This is a genomic window from Marisediminitalea lipolytica (genome assembly GCF_001758465.1).
Lineage (GTDB): Bacteria > Pseudomonadota > Gammaproteobacteria > Enterobacterales > Alteromonadaceae > Alteromonas > Alteromonas lipolytica.
Map to the genome: position 1 here is coordinate 292,293 of NZ_MJIC01000010.1, position 17,676 is coordinate 309,968.

Genomic DNA, 17,676 nt, shown 5'->3' on the forward strand with positions numbered 1-17,676 from the left:
GGTCTGAAATAGCAAAGTTCTCCTGATACGAAACTAGTTATCTCTGAGGTTTACCAACTGAGGACTTAACTATGACTAAGAAGACAAATAACACTGATCTGCAAATCACGTTTATACATCAATTCAAACGCAGTACGCGTACCGAATGGCCTGACAAATTCCGTGTTTGCTGGTATTTCAATCCAGAAACTCTGGACTATATCTACGAACATAAGAATGAAATGTTTGTCACCAACGGATTTGTTCTGTCGGATGGGCTTAAGGATCAACTACCTGAAGAATTCAGGAAGAAGTATTTCGAGCCTTGCGAGAGGTGCTTGTTGTTTCTGCTTTTCGAACTACAGATTACTAACTTCATTAATTCTGAAGAAGTAGACGAATACGAGTTTGAGAATGTGTTCGGGCTTTCGAAGCGCTGCTACTTTTCAGCGGAAGCTATTGATGACTGGAGTGAACAGATTGAGTTACTTTAAGGGCTGCTTTGCAGCCCTTTTTACATACTGAGATGAATTGCCTGATTCCATGAACACTTGTGATTAGATATAGTAGTGTGATTACGTCAAAATCGCTTGGTGTTCACATTCTTATGTGTACTGACTTATACACGATCTGACAATTTTGGAATTTGTGTCATACCAAAATCTGACAGTCTTCTACTAATGATTTGGCTGCCGCTTTAGACAAACAGCAGAGGTTCAACGTTTGAACACAGTCGTACCACTTTCGGGCGTCTGTAGTGGTGTGCATTGTTTACTTTGATGTCCTCTTTGAAACTATCAAGACAACTTCCTCCTCAATAAAATTTAGCGAAGTTGAATATGTGGGTTGTTATTATGCGAAGACTAAGGGGGGACATATGGCCCTACTAAGAAAAGGTAAATTAGTATAAATATGGATATTAGCTTTTTGCGCAGCAGAATTATTGAGTTAGGTAGGTTACAAGGTGTAGATGATACTTATACTTTTTTCTATGACGAAACTAACAATGTTAGGAGGCTCTACCTCACGGATTGCGGATTAAACGTTAATCAGCCCAATAATTTTATTCTAGCGGGGATAGCATGTAGGGGAGTTAGTCATGATTCCGACTTTGATTCCCTTTTTGACTCTCTGAAGCTTCAGAAAACAGCTAAAGAACTTAAGCTTCACCAGATAGCAAAGGGGAGTTTCCTCGATATGCTTAAGTCGAAAAAGTTAAAGCAAGTATTGGAGTGGCTAGATGTGCAGCAATACTATATTCACTACTTCAACTTGAATGTACTTTACTGGTCAATCATAGATATCTTGGATTCCATAATAGGTGAGGCCAACAACCCCTTATTTATAAGATATCACCTGCAACTAAAAAGTGATTTTTACGAAATTGCCCTATTAAACAGCGCTGAATTCCTGAAGAAGTTAGCAGATTTTAATTATCCTGATGTGTCTAAGGAAAAGCGTGATGAATTCTGTCTTTGGACAATATTGTTATCAGAACAACATTCAGACGTTCTTCCTGTCCAAAGGTCTAAAATGTTGACGGACCTACTCAAAACCTCATTAACATTGGAGGAACTACCTTATATCTCAGGTGGTCATGGCAAAGAATTAATTGATGATTTCTTAGTCTATTACCTTCAAAAGCTATATATTTTCAAGAATTCCCGACATATCTTCGATGAAGAAGAGCATATAGAGCAACTCATAGCAGGCTTCCCTATGGAATACGGGATTAAACCAATTATGAATCACCAATTCGTCAAATCACATCATTGTAGGGGCGTTCAAGTTTCTGATGTTGTAGCAGGATTTCTCGGTAAATATTTTAATTATTTGAAAGATACAAACAATGAACAGCTAATGTTGGATTTAGATAGTCTTACTGAATATCAGTTAGCCACATTTAAAGCACTCAATCGAATTCTGACGACTTCCGATGAAACCAGCAGAGGTTTTTTTACTGTTGTAAACACGGAAGCTGAGCGTCAGCGACACTATTTTGTTTGCGAAAAAGTTGGATACTAGCCCATTAACTAAACTGGCTTCCAATGATCTGCTTCACATACACAGTTGACTTAAAGCCAGCTGAGGCAGGCATAGAAAGACACACAGCAGACGTTCAACGGATTGGAATTCTGCTGCACGCTCCGCTTCTGTAACAGCGAAATGTGACAGTCAACGCCCGCGTAATAGGCGCGATCTTGCTAGCATCATTACTGACGCGTTAGTTAAGTTAAGTTGCTACTCATAGAAAATACTATTGTCCAGATACATACCCTGTTCGTAAAAATTAAGTTCTGCTACTTTTTCTATGTTAGATATAAGGCTAAAAGAAAAAGGAACATCATGACTCATTGATACACCGTCATGTTTAGATCCGTAATTTAATTCACACTCTACGTAACCCTCGCCTTCAAATATAATGCAATCCGGCTCCACCCGTGAAAGCCAGTATCCTTCTATGTTTATACCTTCAACAATGGTCTGACTAGACAGTTCTATAAGTGCTTCATGCGATTCAAACATGAGCTTATTGAAGACAATATCATGAATCTCGCTCTCTATTTCTTTCGTAATATCACTCTTTACATCGGAGAGAGTGGATAGTATTGCAGAAAAAGTAATCACAAGATCTTTCAAAAACGAAAATGCTTTTTTTGGAGATAACCCTTTGTATTTTTCGCTTATATGGGTAAATTGATTGAGCTTTCTATAAAGTTTTAAGTATTCCTTTATGAATTCATCAACCTCTTTTTCTACCCAGTCGGGAAGAACGGAGTCAACAAAATAGCCTTGCGCACAGAATTTTAGCTGCTGCTTGCGAGTAACTTCATAGTCTTCACTTTCCTTTGAATACCACTTGGCTCTTTTGACATCTTCCGTTGGTGCTAGCCGATCAACCACTTTAGTTAGAAGTTCTCGCATAACGAAGGCAAAATTATTAAATCTAATCGGATTGCCCATGCTACAATAATTTCTGAGTGCGGCAGTGTATATTTCCTTTTCAAAATCACTTTCTAAATGAGAGTAGAGCTGGGCTACCTCTGGAATCAATCTTAATTTCTTTAACTTCATACTCGATTCATCATAGCAACTTAACGTTCTGTTAAGGGGGCAGCAACGTAATACCGATGTTCCTGGATACCACCTTAAATACTAAATACAACGCATTGTAAAAATGCCACTCGTTGCGAAACCCTCTCATACAGTTTGTTATGTATAATATCTGCACAAAACAACAATGATACACTGTTTATGAACCAAGAAATCATTGAATGCCTAAAATCTGAAATGAAGATCTGCTGGGAGCACTTTGAAAACAAAATGTCTAGCTTTTCCCGCACTGAACAGTACCTTATAGATGTTGAACTAGAAAAGCTTTATGAGCATTCGCACCAAGTTAAAGTTAATCAGGCTACTGTCGATGATTTCAACAAATTGTTCTTTGAAAATGGAAGCCCTATTCTAAACGAATTTCTCCAAGCAATGTTTGACTGCTTCAAAGATTGGCAAACTCTTCAAGGAATTGAGCTATCCAAAAGTCTTTATGAACACACTAATAGAGGAACGGACAATTGGTTTCCCGTTGTCTTGATTGAAGAAAAAATAAACGAAGTTGATTTAGACGGCGAATATACAACCGTTTATCGAGGTTGTAGTTTAGATGAATACACAACTGGTCGGTTTAGGATGCGCCAATCATGGTCATCAGACTTGGAAATTGCTAAAACATTTGCTTACCACCACCCCTCTAGTAAAACGCCGCTTGAAAATAGGATCGTAATAAAAGCTAAGGTCAAGAAAGACGATATCCTTTGGTCAAGGTCATATGAATCAGAGCGCGTCCTTGCAATGAACTTTTCGCCACTCGAAAGCTCAATAGAGATGACCTATGAAGATTTCAAATCATCAACTGGTGCAACATAGCTGACTATATGCATTACTGCTAATTACTGAGACTTCATAGTAATCCCCGTTTCCTCTGAAAAACTATTATATTTTCATGGAAAAGAATATGAAATCTTCCCTTTACACTCCTTGTTTTTCACCTAATTATCAATGTGCTAACGTTTGCAATACGTACACAACGGTCATTTTAATTATTTAGACTCAACGGCTGCTACTAGTCTGAATTAACGGGCCGATTTAGTAACGTTCTGTTATGAGGAGTGTCAGATGAAGTTGTGTCTAATCTAACTTATACCATCAGTACCCCCTGGTAATCGCACTAGTCCAGATTAGAAAAGCTTAGACATTGTTCTTCTTATGGCGCTTTGCTTTACTATTTTTTCAGCATGAATAAGAGTGTTTAGGTGTTCTATGAATTTTGTCGAATCGGCAAAAAAATTTGGATATGCCTCCCTTACGTCTTCAATGCTACTTGTATAAACCAAAGCTACAATTAAGTTGTTGTGAGGTGATGCTGCAATGCTTTCTTGGTGAGCATACTTTTCTTGTGCAGATACTGAGTCTCTATTATCAAAGATAGTATATTCTAACTGCTCGTTATCAGGATCAATTACTAGCAAGATGTATCCAGCTTCTTCATGATCATTTAGTTCATCACCTACGATTTTTAATGAGTTTGCGAACGATGAGAATAGTCGAACAATGTCTAACTTTCTTATTATTCTGGCTAGATTGTCTAATTGGTTGCCTGTGTCCGCTTCTGACTGTTCAGATTTAATGAAATATCCACTAATTCGGTCTTCAATGCTCAAATTATGGTAACTCGGAACTCTGTCTAAAATTGCAAATAAACTACCTACAAGCTTAAAGAAGTCTTCCCATTCTTTTTTTCCTTGATTAGTTTTCAAAGATTGATTAGTAAAAAGATCAATTATTTCAAGCGCAGTGGCCCAGTAATGTTGAAGGTAAGTTCTTATCTGGATTTCAATGTTTTTTAGAGATTTATCTTTGGATGGAAACTGACCTATCATATGGTAGCTTCTGTATCCGTCTTCTTTAGGATTTTCGATATAGTCCTTATATCTGAATCGACTATCAGGATATTTGAAAGTTCTACTTTTCCTTAACTCCCTGACGATCTTCCTGACTTTCTTTTCACTTGAAACTACAGCTCGACAACCTCCAATATCCTGCATCTTCTTTAAAGTCATATTTTCAAATCGCTGAAGCTTAGACACGATTGAGACATACCTTTTAAGACGTTTTGCAAAAAGGGCATCTTTCTCTATCGGTTTAACAGTCCTTTGAAGTAATGAGAAGGCCTCTTCGAGAGAGTCTGAATGTTCACCTCTCCAAAAAACTAGTATGTCAAAGCAATGATTAAAAGAACTGTTGTCGTTATAATCTCCAAAAGCTAGGAATTTGCCAGCTTTGGTGATCTGTTTTCCCGAATAAGGTGCTCCGCTTTTTCGCAAGTTAAACTGCCTGCTGTAGTAGTCATTCTGAAAGGCTACACATCAATTGGATAAAATAAAAGGCCTTTGCTAAGGATTTGGAAATATTCACTTTTCGCACATCCTAGATAGCGGGCACAACTAAATCTCGATAATAATCGATACTTCTGGCCTTACTAAGTTCTAATAGCAAAAAAGGACGGTACGCCTTATGGGACAAAGCTAAAGCTTCATCTGTGTGCCGAGGTTTATAGACTCTCTGCTTAGTCTAGCCCGCTAATTATGGTAAGGGCCAACACCAGTTATTTACTTGTTCTCTACGTCATCTTTACGTCTCCTATGTTTGCAATACTTTTAGGCGTACCGTTAAAAGTGCTGAGCTGGGAATATGTCGCGATCACATTAACTCTCAACGCTAAAAATTGTACTCCAAATATGATTTTCAAAATCACGTAAATTATGCTGAAAAATTTTCCTAGCATGAGACTACTTATATATAGCTGAGTCGCACCATCATTGCTCCATACTACTTGTGGTTCATGAACTCAAGTGGGAACTTTATTGAAAGTGCCGTAAACCTCAACGGCGCTTTCCGCTGACTCGATGCACATAGAGGTATGTGCGTTAAAGTTTCATTGCTTATCATCGCGATATTCAATGTTTCTTGAAGCTAAAAGAAGTGGACATAATAGGAAGGGAGCCAGTTGGCTCCCTGAGGTCACTTGTTCAGCTTTAATCTAACAATCCCAATGCCTTTCCTGCATCACGAAATCCATCTAACCTTATTTCCACTATCCTGTCCTGGGTGCTTTTAGCAAGCTTTTCCAACTCTGCTAGTTGCCTGAGGTATTCGTCCTTTCGAGAGACTTCTGATTTGTCGTCCCCCAGTTGCCGCTTGCTGTTAAACATTAACTCATAGATGAGGTCACATTCGGCGGCTTTGAATTTAATGCCTGTAGATAGTAGTCTTTGCTGGGCTTCACTGAAGGATGATTGATTGCTGGTAAATATTCTGGAATGCGCCTTTTCAATTTGGGTCAGAAACCGTTGGCGATGACTGTACATGTAGACAAATTCATACAGCCCATCATTACTTTCCAGCTCCTGCAAATACTTCAGTAGTATTCTCTTTCGTAAGTCACCATTGGATTTATTCTTTGCATTTGATGTTTCCATCTCAATGGCAATTTTGCACCCAGTAACGGCATCCACGGCAATAGCGTCTACTAGTCGAGGGTCATTGCCTCTGTGTTCTAACGTTACTGCCAGATCGGCCTCTGACGCGAATCCAGAGATTTTCTGGTGCTTGGCCAGATTAAGAACTACCAACTGTACTGAAAGGTCATGTATCAGGTTCCGTTCGTTGATTCTGCTCGCGTCGGAGCGCATATGCAGTTCACGGTTTAACAAAAATTCGGCTTCTCTGATACCGTGAGAGGTTAGCAGGATGTAGCCGTTATCCGTGTTAGCAAAAGAAGCATGGACTGCAATGAGTTGCTTCTTTTTCATGCGATTGATGAGCTTGTTAACCGCTTCGCGGCGTAACCCCAGGTGGTGTTGAATGACTCTTTTGCTGGATACCCGAAATGTTCCCAGTATCGCCAGCACAGCGTTCTCTCTTAGCATCCCCAGAGTGCCTGGATCAGACGCCACTGTGTTTCCGATATGGCGCATCGACGATTCGATGGCCCGTTCCATATAGTTCATTTGTTTCTCCTTGATTTAGTTTCATCAGTACATAGAAACCATCAATGAGAAATCAGCAGAGAAGGGCAGTATGCTTTGCATATTGCCCTGGCTTCGCCATGCTAAGCATACCGCTTAGCAACAACATTTTCCGGCTGGAAAATGCCAACAACTTCGTTGTAGTAAACCTTCTGCAAGGCAGAGCTGACGCGACTCGTCGCTGCTCTGCCACTTGTCGCTCTGCGACGGCGACAGAAGTTTTCCTAGGAGTCAGCTACCGCTGATTAAGCCTAATTTTCCCTCTCTGTTGCTTCGGGAAAAGCATTGCTTCGGATGTACCTCGCAACATTCGTATCTACGATACTCAGGCAGGTATCAGTTGTTTCTCAACTTATACCAGGTTTGCTAAAGCAAACGAAAATTAGGCTTAATCTGCGATGCTGACTCCCGCTACGCGAACAGATATGTTTCACACATCTATTCTCTTCGCAGTAGTTGTTGAGCGTTGCTCAAGCTGTTTTGCAAACCCCTTTGGTGTTTGCTGGTTTACATCTGCGATGAAAAGATAAAAGCAAAGAAAAGAGCACCACGAAGGTGCTCTCAGTTTTATTTGCTCTTTTTCAATTGCTCAGCACTGATGTGACATGCCAGTGACAAGAGATAAATGAGCAGTATGGTTAGATAACCGCGAGTACCCAAGAAAGGGTATGAAGGATGCGGTTCAAATTGAGTGATCAGCTGTATTACGAATACCGCAAATACTACATCTCCAATATTCCGTAACAGTGCACTCAACGCACACAACAGCTGAATGAGTTGTCTTTTTCTAGATTGCATGAAGCCTCCATATTTAATGTCTTCAACGTTAAGAAGCTTCACTTGAAGAGAAATATGGCAAAGGGCAAACCAAAACGCACCTAAGGTCATCATGGGGATAAATTAAGCTATTGAATTTAATTTACTTTATTTTGAGTTGTAATAATTACGCATTATTTACGTTATATTTGTAATTGCAAAAATAATACTCTGTGGCTGGTCGAAAAAGGAGATACAAATGAATAAATCTGAAAGCAAACTTAATAAGCAAATTTCTAAGCACTATGTTGACCATGCCTGTAATATTTCGAGTCCAGGTCAGGTGGCTAAAGAGCTAAACTTAGATCCATCGCGTATTTCTGAGTTAAGAGGGGCTAGGAGGCTACTTACCATTGAACAAGCTGAAATAATTAAAGAAATGTATGGGATACCTTCGAACTCAACAAGTTATTGGTTAGAGGGAGAACGTACAACTCTAGAGGCCCTAGGGATTGATTTCATTGATAACGGGCTAAAACTGCATTTTTGCCGAATACTCGAACTTTTTAATACGGATACGTTTATTGATAGGGTACTTAGTAATATCTACGTCAATGAAAAAGGAATTCCCGAGTTTAAAGAAACTTCTCTTTTTGAACAGGCTGACATAAACAAGTCTATAGAACAAAAAAATAAACGGCTCATAAAGGAACATAAAATAAAAATGTTCAACCTGTTGCTTAGTAGCGAGCACTTCCAACAATGGTGTGATTCAGCCGCGACACTCTTAGGTAGAGATGATATACAACAGGACGATAAATTCTTTGGTGATTTACTGATGAACAAAGACATTCGCAAAGCTGTAATAAAGGGGGATGAAATCCAATGGGGTTCGACTGATAGCAATCCTGTGACGCTCCCCCTAATTTTAGCTAGTATTGAGAAGGGCTTTTACCTCTCTTTTAGCAACGTGTATCAAAATCGCAAAGAAGCTATCGGTAAATTTATTGCCATATGTAGGTTTAAACAACTGGTAGAAAGTAAGTCTTATGCGAATATCTTACCTAGTGGTTCTACATTTATTTTCGGCAAGAAGCTCGGAATGGTAAGAAATAATATGCCTGTCAAAGAGTATGTGATTGTAGGGAAGTGTGTCTGGGATCATGAGGAGCAATTGGGAACAAAAATTAGACTAAATAATCCAATTAAAACTAAAAGCGTAGTTAAATTGTCCAGAGATGAAGGTGGTTTTGAGCTTAACCCTGACGATCAACTGGTGCCAGAAACCATAAGGTATTTGAACGTACGCTTATTCTATACAGAGCAGTTTAACTACGTCGCTGAGATTCAGACATTTTCTGATAACTTTAAGGGATGTGATAGAAGCATTTTGGTTGAATTTGAGGAACGCCACAAGGTATTCGACGGAATGATTGAGATACTTAAATATTTCACTGCTGATTTTCATTTTACTATTAAGCAAATAAAAGGGGCTGTAGCGGCAAATGGTGGGTATATTCCGTCAGCGATATACATTGATTAAGGTCAGATATTTTAATGGTTAGACTAAGCCAGTGATTCTTCACAGGCTTTTTAACTATCTATAAATTAAGCATTCTTGTCACAGTTTTGAATAGCTAAACCAATGTCATTGTTATTTGAATACGCATGACAAATATCTGATGTTCTGATACTTTTGTTTAATATCTTCAGGGGATGCCAATCCCCTGATAAAGAACAAAAAGGATTAGACGTTCATACAGAAAGGACACGCCACGTTTTCTGCAAGATAACTGATAAAAGTCCTTCATATGAGCCGAGTACGGGGTACGTATGAGTTCAGTGAATAAAAAGGCGCTATCAGAAACGGACATCATTTCTAAGTTCATCATGCCTGCTGTTAAACAAGCTGGTTGGGACGATATGACCCAGATCCGCCAGGAAGTAAAACTGCGTGATGGTAAAGTCGTTGTTCGTGGAATGGTGGCTGCACGTAAAAAAGTAAAATCCGCTGATATCGTGCTCTATCACAAACCCTCAATGCCCCTGGCTGTTATAGAAGCCAAAGCCAATAAGCACGAAATCGGCAAAGGGATGCAGCAAGGGCTGGATTACGCCAAGTTACTCGATGTGCCCTTCATCTTTGCCAGCAATGGCGATGGTTTTATCTTTCATGACAAAACGAATCCACAGCAGCTTGAAACCGAAATCAAGTTAGAAGACTTTCCAACACCTGCCCAGCTATGGGCAAAATACTGTGCGTACAAAGGCTATAAAGAGTCCCAGTTACCCATTATCACTCAGGATTACTACGATGACGGCTCTGGCAAATCCCCTCGTTACTATCAGTTACAGGCAATCAATAGAACAGTAGAAGCAGTATCGGCGGGGCAGGATCGTATTCTGCTGGTAATGGCAACAGGCACGGGTAAAACCTATACCGCCTTTCAGATCATTTGGCGCTTGTGGAAAGCCAAAGCGAAAAAGCGTGTTTTATTCCTGGCAGACCGGAATGTTTTGGTAGATCAAACCCGTATTAACGACTTTCAGCCATTCGGTCAGGCGATGACGAAAATCACAGGCAGAAAAGTCGATCCTGCTTACGAAGTTCACCTAGCGCTATATCAGGCACTAACTGGCCCCGACGAAAGCCAGAAAGCGTATAAGCAAGTCGATCCTGACTTCTTCGATCTTATCGTGATTGATGAGTGCCACAGAGGTAGTGCATCAGAAGAAAGTGCCTGGCGCGAAATTCTTGAATACTTTGAATCTGCTACTCAAATTGGCTTAACCGCCACACCCAAAGAGACCGATGAGGTGTCTAACATCGACTACTTTGGTGAACCAGTTTATATGTACTCACTAAAAGAAGGCATTGAAGACGGTTTTCTTGCCCCTTACAAAGTGGTTCGCGTAGATCTCGATATCGACTTACAAGGCTGGCGACCAACCAAAGGGCAGGTTGATAAGCACGGAAATGAAGTTGAAGACCGCATCTATAACCAGAAAGATTTTGACCGCTCTTTAGTCATCGATGAGCGCACACAATTGGTGGCAGAGACGATCACCAATTATCTTAAGCGAACTGATCCACTGGCAAAAAGCATAGTGTTCTGTAACGACATCGACCATGCCGAACGAATGCGCAGGGCGTTGATTAACTGTAACCCAGAGCAGTATGCCAAAAACGATAAGTACGTAATGAAGATCACAGGTGATGATGCCATTGGTAAAGCCCAGTTGGATAATTTCATAAACCCCAAACGTACTTATCCTGTGATCGCAACTACCTCAGAGCTTATGACAACGGGTGTTGATGCAAAAACCTGTAAGCTGGTCGTGCTCGATCAGAACATTCAGAGTATGACCAAGTTCAAACAGATCATCGGTAGAGGCACGCGCATCGATGATAAATTTGGCAAGCTCTGGTTCACCATCCTGGACTTCAAAAAAGCCACAGAATTGTTTGCAGATGAACGCTTTGATGGTATCCCTGAAAAAGTCATCAGCGCTAAACCCACTGATATCAATGATGCTGATTCTGATTTCGACGATATTTTAGATGGGCATGACTCAGAGGATGAAACTGAAGGCGCTACAGATAGCCCTGATAATCTCGGCAGCGATGATGACTTTGATTTTCCGGAAGGTGGAGATGCACCACAAACAGGCTGGGATGACGACGAAGAAGCGACAGTTACCAAATACCACATCAACGGTGTAGCAGTGAAGAAAGTAGGGGAGCGTGTTCAGTATTATGATGAAGACGGCAAACTCGTTACCGAATCATTTAAAGACTACACCAAGAAGACCCTCACTAGATCTTTTGCATCCCTTGATGATTTTATCAAGCGCTGGAACAGCGCCGAGCGCAAACAAGCCATCATCGATGAACTAGCCTCCGAAGGGGTTATTTGGGAAGTGCTGGAAGCAGAAATCGGAAAAGAGTTAGATCCCTTTGATATGATATGCCACGTTGTTTTCGACCAGCCTCCGCTAACGCGCAAAGAACGCGCAAACAATGTTAAAAAGCGCAACTACTTCACCAAGTACAGCGAAATGGCGCAGGCCGTTTTGAATGAACTGTTGAATAAATACAGTGATGAGGGCGTAGAGGCTCTGGAAAGCAAAGACGCCCTTAAAACAGGTAAAGTTGTAGAATTTGGCCGCCCTATCGAAATTGCCAAGAAAGGGTTTGGTGGGCCAAAACAGTATGAAGCAGCTATTGCTGAATTGGAAAAAGCCATCTACAGCACCACACCAGATAAATCAGCCTGAGAACCGCTCAGGCTGAAAAATACAGAATCAGAGAATAAGAAAGTATGTCAATCAGTACCGTTATTAAATCCATCCAGGACATCATGAGAAAAGACGCAGGCGTTGATGGTGATGCCCAGCGTTTAGGCCAGATGTCGTGGTTACTCTTCTTAAAGATATTTGATGCCCAGGAAGAAGAGCTGGAATTTGAAATGGACGATTACCGTGAGCCAATTCCATCGCATTATCTATGGCGCAACTGGGCAGCCGATGATGAGGGTATCACGGGCGATGAGTTAATGGAGTTTGTAAACGATGACCTATTCCCAGCGCTTAAAAACTTAACAGCGCCGATTGATAAGAATCCGCGAGGCTTTATCGTGCGCGAAGCGTTCTCCGATGCTTTCAACTACATGAAGAACGGCACGCTGTTACGCCAGGTAATCAACAAGCTAAACGAAATCGATTTTACCGACTCAAAAGAACGCCATTTATTCGGTGATATATACGAGCAAATTTTACGTGATCTGCAAAGTGCAGGTAATGCAGGGGAGTTCTATACGCCCCGCGCAGTAACTCGTTTTATTGTAGACAGGGTAGACCCAAAACTGGGTGACAAAGTATTCGATCCTGCCTGTGGAACAGGGGGCTTTCTGGCCTGCTCGGTTGACCACGTAAAATCAAAATATGTAAAAACCGTAGCCGACCATAAAACGCTGCAAAACCAAATCCACGGCGTTGAGAAGAAACAGCTACCACACCTGTTAGCCACCACAAATATGATGCTGCACGGTATTGAAGTACCCGTGCAAATCAGGCACGACAACACGCTTAACCGACCACTTTCAAACTGGGGTAGCGAGTTTGATGTTATCGTTACCAACCCGCCATTCGGTGGAACAGAAGAAGACGGTATCGAAAAAAACTTCCCCTCAGACATGCAAACGCGGGAAACCGCCGATCTGTTCCTACAGCTCATTATTGAAGTGTTGAAAGACGGTGGACGCGCCGCAGTAGTGTTGCCAGACGGCACACTGTTCGGTGAAGGTGTTAAAACCAAAATCAAAAAGCTGCTGACAGAAGAATGTAACCTGCACACTATAGTCAGACTACCTAACGGAGTGTTTAACCCTTACACAGGCATTAAAACCAACCTGCTATTTTTCACCAAAGGAAAGCCAACCAAAGAGATTTGGTTTTACGAGCACCCTTACCCAGACGGCGTAAAAAACTACTCTAAAACCAAACCAATGAAGTTTGAAGAGTTCCAAACTGAACAGGAATGGTGGGGCACAGAAGAAGATGGTTTTGCCAGCCGTGTAGAAAACGAACAGGCCTGGAAAGTATCTATCGAAGAAGTCATCGAACGTAATTTTAACCTGGATATCAAAAACCCGCACGTAAGCGAAGTAGAAAGCCACGATCCTGACGAGCTGCTTCAGCAATACGAAGAACAGCAGCAAGAAATTCAGGCATTGCGCGATCAGCTAAAAGGCATTCTGGCAGAAGCTCTGTCATCAGGTGCTGAGGGCGAAGTCTAATGTCAGTAGAAAGTATCATTACTGAAAACCTGGATGTCTGGACATCAGCTATTAAAACCAAATCAATTTCAGGGCGGGAAAGTTCTAAAAAACTTGAGCTTTACGGAATTAAAAAATTACGAGAACTTATTATAGAACTAGCCGTTCGTGGCAAATTACTTCCGCAAGATTCGACTGATGAACCAGCCAGAGTCGTATTAGAAAACATTGAAGCCGAGCGAGCTTTACTGGGTCAGAATAAAAGGGTTAAAAATTTTAAGCCTATAAACAAAGAATTCACCCAACCTCATGCAATACCAATGAATTGGGAATTTGTTCAACTTGAACAGATTGCACTCTTCACGGGAGGATTTGCATTTAAAAGCGCTCAATATGTTGAAGAGGGAACAAGAGTCATAAGGATTTCTGATTTTGATGAGCGTGGGCTTAAAATGGAGAATATTGTTCGTTATCAATATGAACCTAAACTCGAATCATTTTTGCTTGCTAAAGATGATCTTTTGATGGCTATGACTGGAGGAACTGTAGGTAAGTCTCTTTTACTGGAGAAGTTACCTGAACCATTACTTGTAAATCAGAGAGTTGCAGGGATAAGACTATTTAGCGGAATAGAGCCTAAATATATCAAATACGTCTTACAGACCAAGTTAATACAAAATGTAATTTCCGAAGCTAAAAATTCAACAAATGACAATATATCAATGGGAGATATTCGAGGGTTTTTAATTCCATTACCCCCGATGAAGCATCAAAGGTTATTAGTTTTAAAAATTGATGAGTTAATGACTCTCTGTGACCAACTAGAATCACAAACCGAAGCCAGTATCGAAGCGCATCAAACACTCGTAAAGTCACTACTAGAAACGCTCACCAACGCAAAAGATGCAGATGAATTAAACGAGAGCTGGAAGCGAATCAGCGAGCACTTTGACGTGCTATTCTCCACAGAAGACAGTATCGACCAGCTTAAACAAACCATCCTGCAACTCGCAGTAATGGGCAAACTGGTAAAACAAGACCCCAACGACGAACCCGCATCAAAACTGCTAGAACGCATCGCCGCAGAAAAAGAGCAGTTAATCAAAGATAAGAAAATTAAAAAGCAAAAGCCTTTAGCTCCAATTACTGAGGCTGAGCGATGGTTCTCATCGCCGGATAGTTGGTCGTGGATACGGTTAGGCGAACTTGGTTATATACTAGGGGGCGGAACACCTTCAAAAGCTAAAAAGGAATTTTGGGGCGGAGATGTTCCGTGGGTATCCCCTAAAGATATGAAGCTAGACTTTATAGAAAGCGCCTTAGATTCAGTAACAGATGAAGCTATTAACAACACAAGTGCCTCGATAATTCCAGTAGGGAGTTTATTGATGGTGGTAAGAGGAATGATTCTGGCTCATTCTTTTCCTGTGGCTATTTCTAAGAAAGCCTTAATAATCAATCAAGATATGAAGGCTTTAGTATTTAGCCAGGTTTTGCCTGAATATTTGCTCCTTATCATGAAAGCATTTAAGGGCATGATCGTAGATTTAGTAGATCGAAGCTCTCATGGAACATGTAAATTAGTCTCTGAAAAGCTTTTCAATATTGCACTGCCAATTCCTCCCAAAAACGAGCAGGAGCGTATATTAGAAAAGTTGTCTAAATTGGAAAAATTGCAAGATGCATTGGCAAGTAAGATTGCTGCTCGCTGCTTAATCGAGAGAAATATTTGCGACGCAATTGCTATTGATAACCAGTGTCGTACTTCCCTACCACCAAGTGACAACTCTAAATATAAATTAAGTGAAGACGAGTTATTAAAATCTGTCTGGGATTCCCTTGGGAGCAAGTCGAAATATGTAGGTTATATCCGGCCAAAAAATATTCCACTAGATAATTATCTGGGAATGGTGAAAAAGTCAGCAGGACTGACTGTTTTGGGCCGTGATGGAGATAAGGGCGTTAGGTATACAAAATTTAGCCAGTTGGTTACGAGTTTAAAATCGATTATCTTCGTGGAAGATAAATTGGGATTGTCGGGAATTCCTTTGTTAGGAAGCTTGTTAACTTCAATCCTAAATTCATTTGGATTTGAAGTGAAGTTAGATCAGAAAGCTGCAATCGTCCTTCTTTGCTTTCCGCCATCCTTGAAAAGAACAGCCCAAGAGCTTTTGGATGGTGTAGTCGAGAAATGCAAACAGTACAAATTGCAGACAATTGATGAGCAGGAGTTGGGGGGAATTTTGAACCACTTTTATGACGATGGTTTAATGACAAAACATTCTAACGGTGTTTGGGTACTAAAAGAAAAGTTTAAACATGAGATCGAACATTGGTAAATAGGGCTATCTGGTAGGTTAATCTATTGATAAACATAATCGAAATTCAACAACGGATGACCCAGGGGGTTACCAAACCCTGGCTGTGCCGTGGAGATGATGGAAAACTTTACGTCGTTAAACGGTTAAATGCCACATATCTTGGTTGCATCTATGAATGGGTTGCAGCCCAACTGGGTATTCGATTCGGCCTGCCTGTACCTGATTCTCAACTAGTGTATATCGATGATCTTCTAGTTGAAGGCGACGACGAGTTAACTAATGATTTGGGATGCGGAATCGCGTTTGCTTCAGAACTGAAAGATAGCTTGCAGGAAGTGAATTTAGAAAGACTTAGGGAAGTAAATAAGCCTCTGTTATTAGATCTTTTTTTGTTTGACTATTGGATCAAAAACGGCGATAGAACGTTGACTGATAAAGGGGGGAACCCTAACCTCTACTATAATATTGTCACTGGCGATTTAGTGGTATTTGACCATAACTTGGCGTTTGAGCATTACTTCTCTAGTCTTGAACATAAAACCCTTCACGCAGCGAGTTCGGTAATTAAGGGGCAAACCGATTTATTTACAGATGTAATTGATAGAGCACATTATCAAGCCAGATTTGAAGGGGCTATGACAGATTTTGATGCAATCATTGATTTCATACCTCATGAATGGCTCGATGGACTTAAAGATGCCGATGGAGAAATGAATAGAATACGGGTACTATTGAACGACTTTGTAAATGATAACTTTTGGGAGGCTTTAGCATGATTCACAGCAATTCTGTATATGAGTATGCAGTAGTTCGCTTTATGCCTTTCATTGAGACTAGAGAGTTTGCAAATGTTGGTATCGTCTTGGTTGAGCCTAAAGAAGGACGGCTTATTTTCAAGGTATCTCCAAAACGTTTTGGCCGAGTGACGCATTTCTTCGAAGAAATGGATAAACAGCTTTACAAACAAGCGGTTGAATCATTTACCGATGAGTTAACGAGATTACAGAGCTTTTGTCGAGCAAACCACATAAGAAATAAAGAATTAATCGGCGTTTTCAGAGAACTTACGCGTCAACGCGAATCTGTAATGCATTTTGGCAATGTGAGCAGACTTCTAGCTAATGAAACTGCTGAACAAATGTTGGATAAGTTGTATCAAAAATTTGTTGCCCGTGATTTTGTAAATCAAAAATATCGTGAACAACAAATGGTCAAAGCGTTGCGCGAGACTTTTGCTAATGAACTGGCCCATAAATACAACGAGCGTAAGCTTAAAGCTGGGATTTACGAATTCACAATTCCTTTCGTAAGGAATACTCATCTAGGCAAACGCATAATCAAACCATTGGCTTTCGATCAAAAGACAGCGATGAGTGCTGCTGAGCATGGACTTATGTGGGTAAATCGGATGAAGGCTTTGATTGAGAAGAATATTGTCATGCCCGATCAGGCGCTCATTGCAGTTGAGCCTCCGTTAACGCCTGATACTGATTTTAAAGAGGTTTATGAAGAAGTCACTGGGTCTGTGGAAGAGCTTGGTGTTAATCTGGAGCAATTCGAGAACATTAGTAAAATAGTCTCTTTTGCCCGTGATTCTGGAGATCATTTCGAGTCTTCAACTTCGTGGCAATAGTTTAGGCCCCAAAAATATATGGGGCCAAATAGGGGCCAAAAATTAAGTAATAATGAGTAATATTTAGTGATGAAAACAATGAATAGAACGCTACAAACCGCCAAATATAACACATTAGCACT

At 40.6% G+C, this 17,676-nt stretch carries 12 protein-coding genes; 9 read left to right on the plus strand and 3 right to left on the minus strand.

Annotated elements, in window-relative coordinates; all coding sequences use genetic code 11:
• Positions 1-71: 71 nt before the first annotated feature.
• Both BFC17_RS06850 and BFC17_RS06855 read left to right on the plus strand, forming a co-directional pair.
• Complete coding sequence (locus BFC17_RS06850; RefSeq protein WP_070175712.1) at positions 72-473, plus strand: hypothetical protein; 402 nt, start codon at positions 72-74, stop codon at positions 471-473.
• A 418-nt stretch (positions 474-891) separates the two neighbouring features.
• Complete coding sequence (locus BFC17_RS06855; protein WP_070175713.1) at positions 892-2,004, plus strand: DUF3800 domain-containing protein; 1,113 nt, start codon at positions 892-894, stop codon at positions 2,002-2,004.
• A gap of 216 nt (positions 2,005-2,220) precedes the next feature.
• On the opposite strand, the gene BFC17_RS06860 is transcribed toward BFC17_RS06855, so the two are convergent.
• The gene (locus BFC17_RS06860; RefSeq protein WP_070175714.1) at positions 2,221-3,054 is read right to left on the minus strand and encodes a pPIWI-associating nuclease domain-containing protein; all 834 of its coding nucleotides are present in this window, start codon (positions 3,052-3,054) and stop codon (positions 2,221-2,223) included.
• 180 nt (positions 3,055-3,234) lie between these two features.
• Between BFC17_RS06860 and BFC17_RS06865 the strand changes: the two genes are divergently transcribed.
• Positions 3,235-3,906 (plus strand): hypothetical protein, encoded by a 672-nt coding sequence (locus tag BFC17_RS06865; RefSeq protein WP_070175715.1) that lies wholly within the window; start codon positions 3,235-3,237, stop codon positions 3,904-3,906.
• Between the two features lie 311 nt (positions 3,907-4,217).
• On the opposite strand, the gene BFC17_RS06870 is transcribed toward BFC17_RS06865, so the two are convergent.
• Both BFC17_RS06870 and BFC17_RS06875 read right to left on the minus strand, forming a co-directional pair.
• Positions 4,218-5,363, minus strand: a complete 1,146-nt coding sequence (locus BFC17_RS06870; protein WP_070175716.1) for a RelA/SpoT domain-containing protein — start codon at positions 5,361-5,363, stop codon at positions 4,218-4,220.
• Between the two features lie 711 nt (positions 5,364-6,074).
• Entirely contained in the window at positions 6,075-7,049 is a 975-nt protein-coding gene (locus BFC17_RS06875) for a hypothetical protein (RefSeq protein WP_070175717.1), read from the minus strand.
• A gap of 1,033 nt (positions 7,050-8,082) precedes the next feature.
• On the opposite strand from BFC17_RS06875, the gene BFC17_RS06885 reads away from it, so the two are divergent.
• The 6 genes from BFC17_RS06885 to BFC17_RS06910 all read left to right on the plus strand — a co-directional run bounded on the left by BFC17_RS06885 (position 8,083) and on the right by BFC17_RS06910 (position 17,554).
• Positions 8,083-9,366 carry a hypothetical protein gene (locus BFC17_RS06885; protein ID WP_070175718.1) on the plus strand — a complete coding sequence of 428 codons (1,284 nt, stop codon included), beginning with the start codon at positions 8,083-8,085 and terminating at the stop codon, positions 9,364-9,366.
• A 290-nt stretch (positions 9,367-9,656) separates the two neighbouring features.
• Complete coding sequence (hsdR, locus tag BFC17_RS06890; protein ID WP_070175719.1) at positions 9,657-12,101, plus strand: EcoAI/FtnUII family type I restriction enzme subunit R; 2,445 nt, start codon at positions 9,657-9,659, stop codon at positions 12,099-12,101.
• A gap of 44 nt (positions 12,102-12,145) precedes the next feature.
• Complete coding sequence (locus tag BFC17_RS06895) at positions 12,146-13,621, plus strand: type I restriction-modification system subunit M (protein WP_070175720.1); 1,476 nt, start codon at positions 12,146-12,148, stop codon at positions 13,619-13,621.
• On the plus strand, positions 13,621-15,939 hold the full coding sequence (locus BFC17_RS06900; RefSeq protein WP_070175721.1) for a restriction endonuclease subunit S: 2,319 nt from the start codon (positions 13,621-13,623) through the stop codon (positions 15,937-15,939). Before BFC17_RS06895 ends, BFC17_RS06900 begins: the two co-directional genes overlap by 1 nt.
• Positions 15,940-15,965: 26 nt before the next feature.
• Positions 15,966-16,697: a HipA family kinase gene (locus tag BFC17_RS06905; RefSeq protein WP_083271624.1), complete on the plus strand. Its 732-nt coding sequence runs from the start codon at positions 15,966-15,968 to the stop codon at positions 16,695-16,697.
• Positions 16,694-17,554 carry a DUF3037 domain-containing protein gene (locus BFC17_RS06910; RefSeq protein ID WP_070175722.1) on the plus strand — a complete coding sequence of 287 codons (861 nt, stop codon included), beginning with the start codon at positions 16,694-16,696 and terminating at the stop codon, positions 17,552-17,554. Before BFC17_RS06905 ends, BFC17_RS06910 begins: the two co-directional genes overlap by 4 nt.
• Positions 17,555-17,676 lie beyond the last annotated feature (122 nt).

Excerpts from the sequence above, each read along its gene's own strand:
- BFC17_RS06865 (WP_070175715.1), top strand. The coding sequence starts at position 3,235 with ATGAACCAAGAAATCATTGAATGCCTAAAATCTGAAATGAAGATCTGC.
- hsdR (WP_070175719.1), top strand. The coding sequence starts at position 9,657 with ATGAGTTCAGTGAATAAAAAGGCGCTATCAGAAACGGACATCATTTCT.
- BFC17_RS06910 (WP_070175722.1), top strand. The coding sequence starts at position 16,694 with ATGATTCACAGCAATTCTGTATATGAGTATGCAGTAGTTCGCTTTATG.
- BFC17_RS06895 (WP_070175720.1), top strand. The coding sequence starts at position 12,146 with ATGTCAATCAGTACCGTTATTAAATCCATCCAGGACATCATGAGAAAA.
- BFC17_RS06860 (WP_070175714.1), bottom strand. The coding sequence starts at position 3,054 with ATGAAGTTAAAGAAATTAAGATTGATTCCAGAGGTAGCCCAGCTCTAC.
- BFC17_RS06900 (WP_070175721.1), top strand. The coding sequence starts at position 13,621 with ATGTCAGTAGAAAGTATCATTACTGAAAACCTGGATGTCTGGACATCA.
- BFC17_RS06885 (WP_070175718.1), top strand. The coding sequence starts at position 8,083 with ATGAATAAATCTGAAAGCAAACTTAATAAGCAAATTTCTAAGCACTAT.
- BFC17_RS06850 (WP_070175712.1), top strand. The coding sequence starts at position 72 with ATGACTAAGAAGACAAATAACACTGATCTGCAAATCACGTTTATACAT.
- BFC17_RS06855 (WP_070175713.1), top strand. The coding sequence starts at position 892 with ATGGATATTAGCTTTTTGCGCAGCAGAATTATTGAGTTAGGTAGGTTA.
- BFC17_RS06875 (WP_070175717.1), bottom strand. The coding sequence starts at position 7,049 with ATGAACTATATGGAACGGGCCATCGAATCGTCGATGCGCCATATCGGA.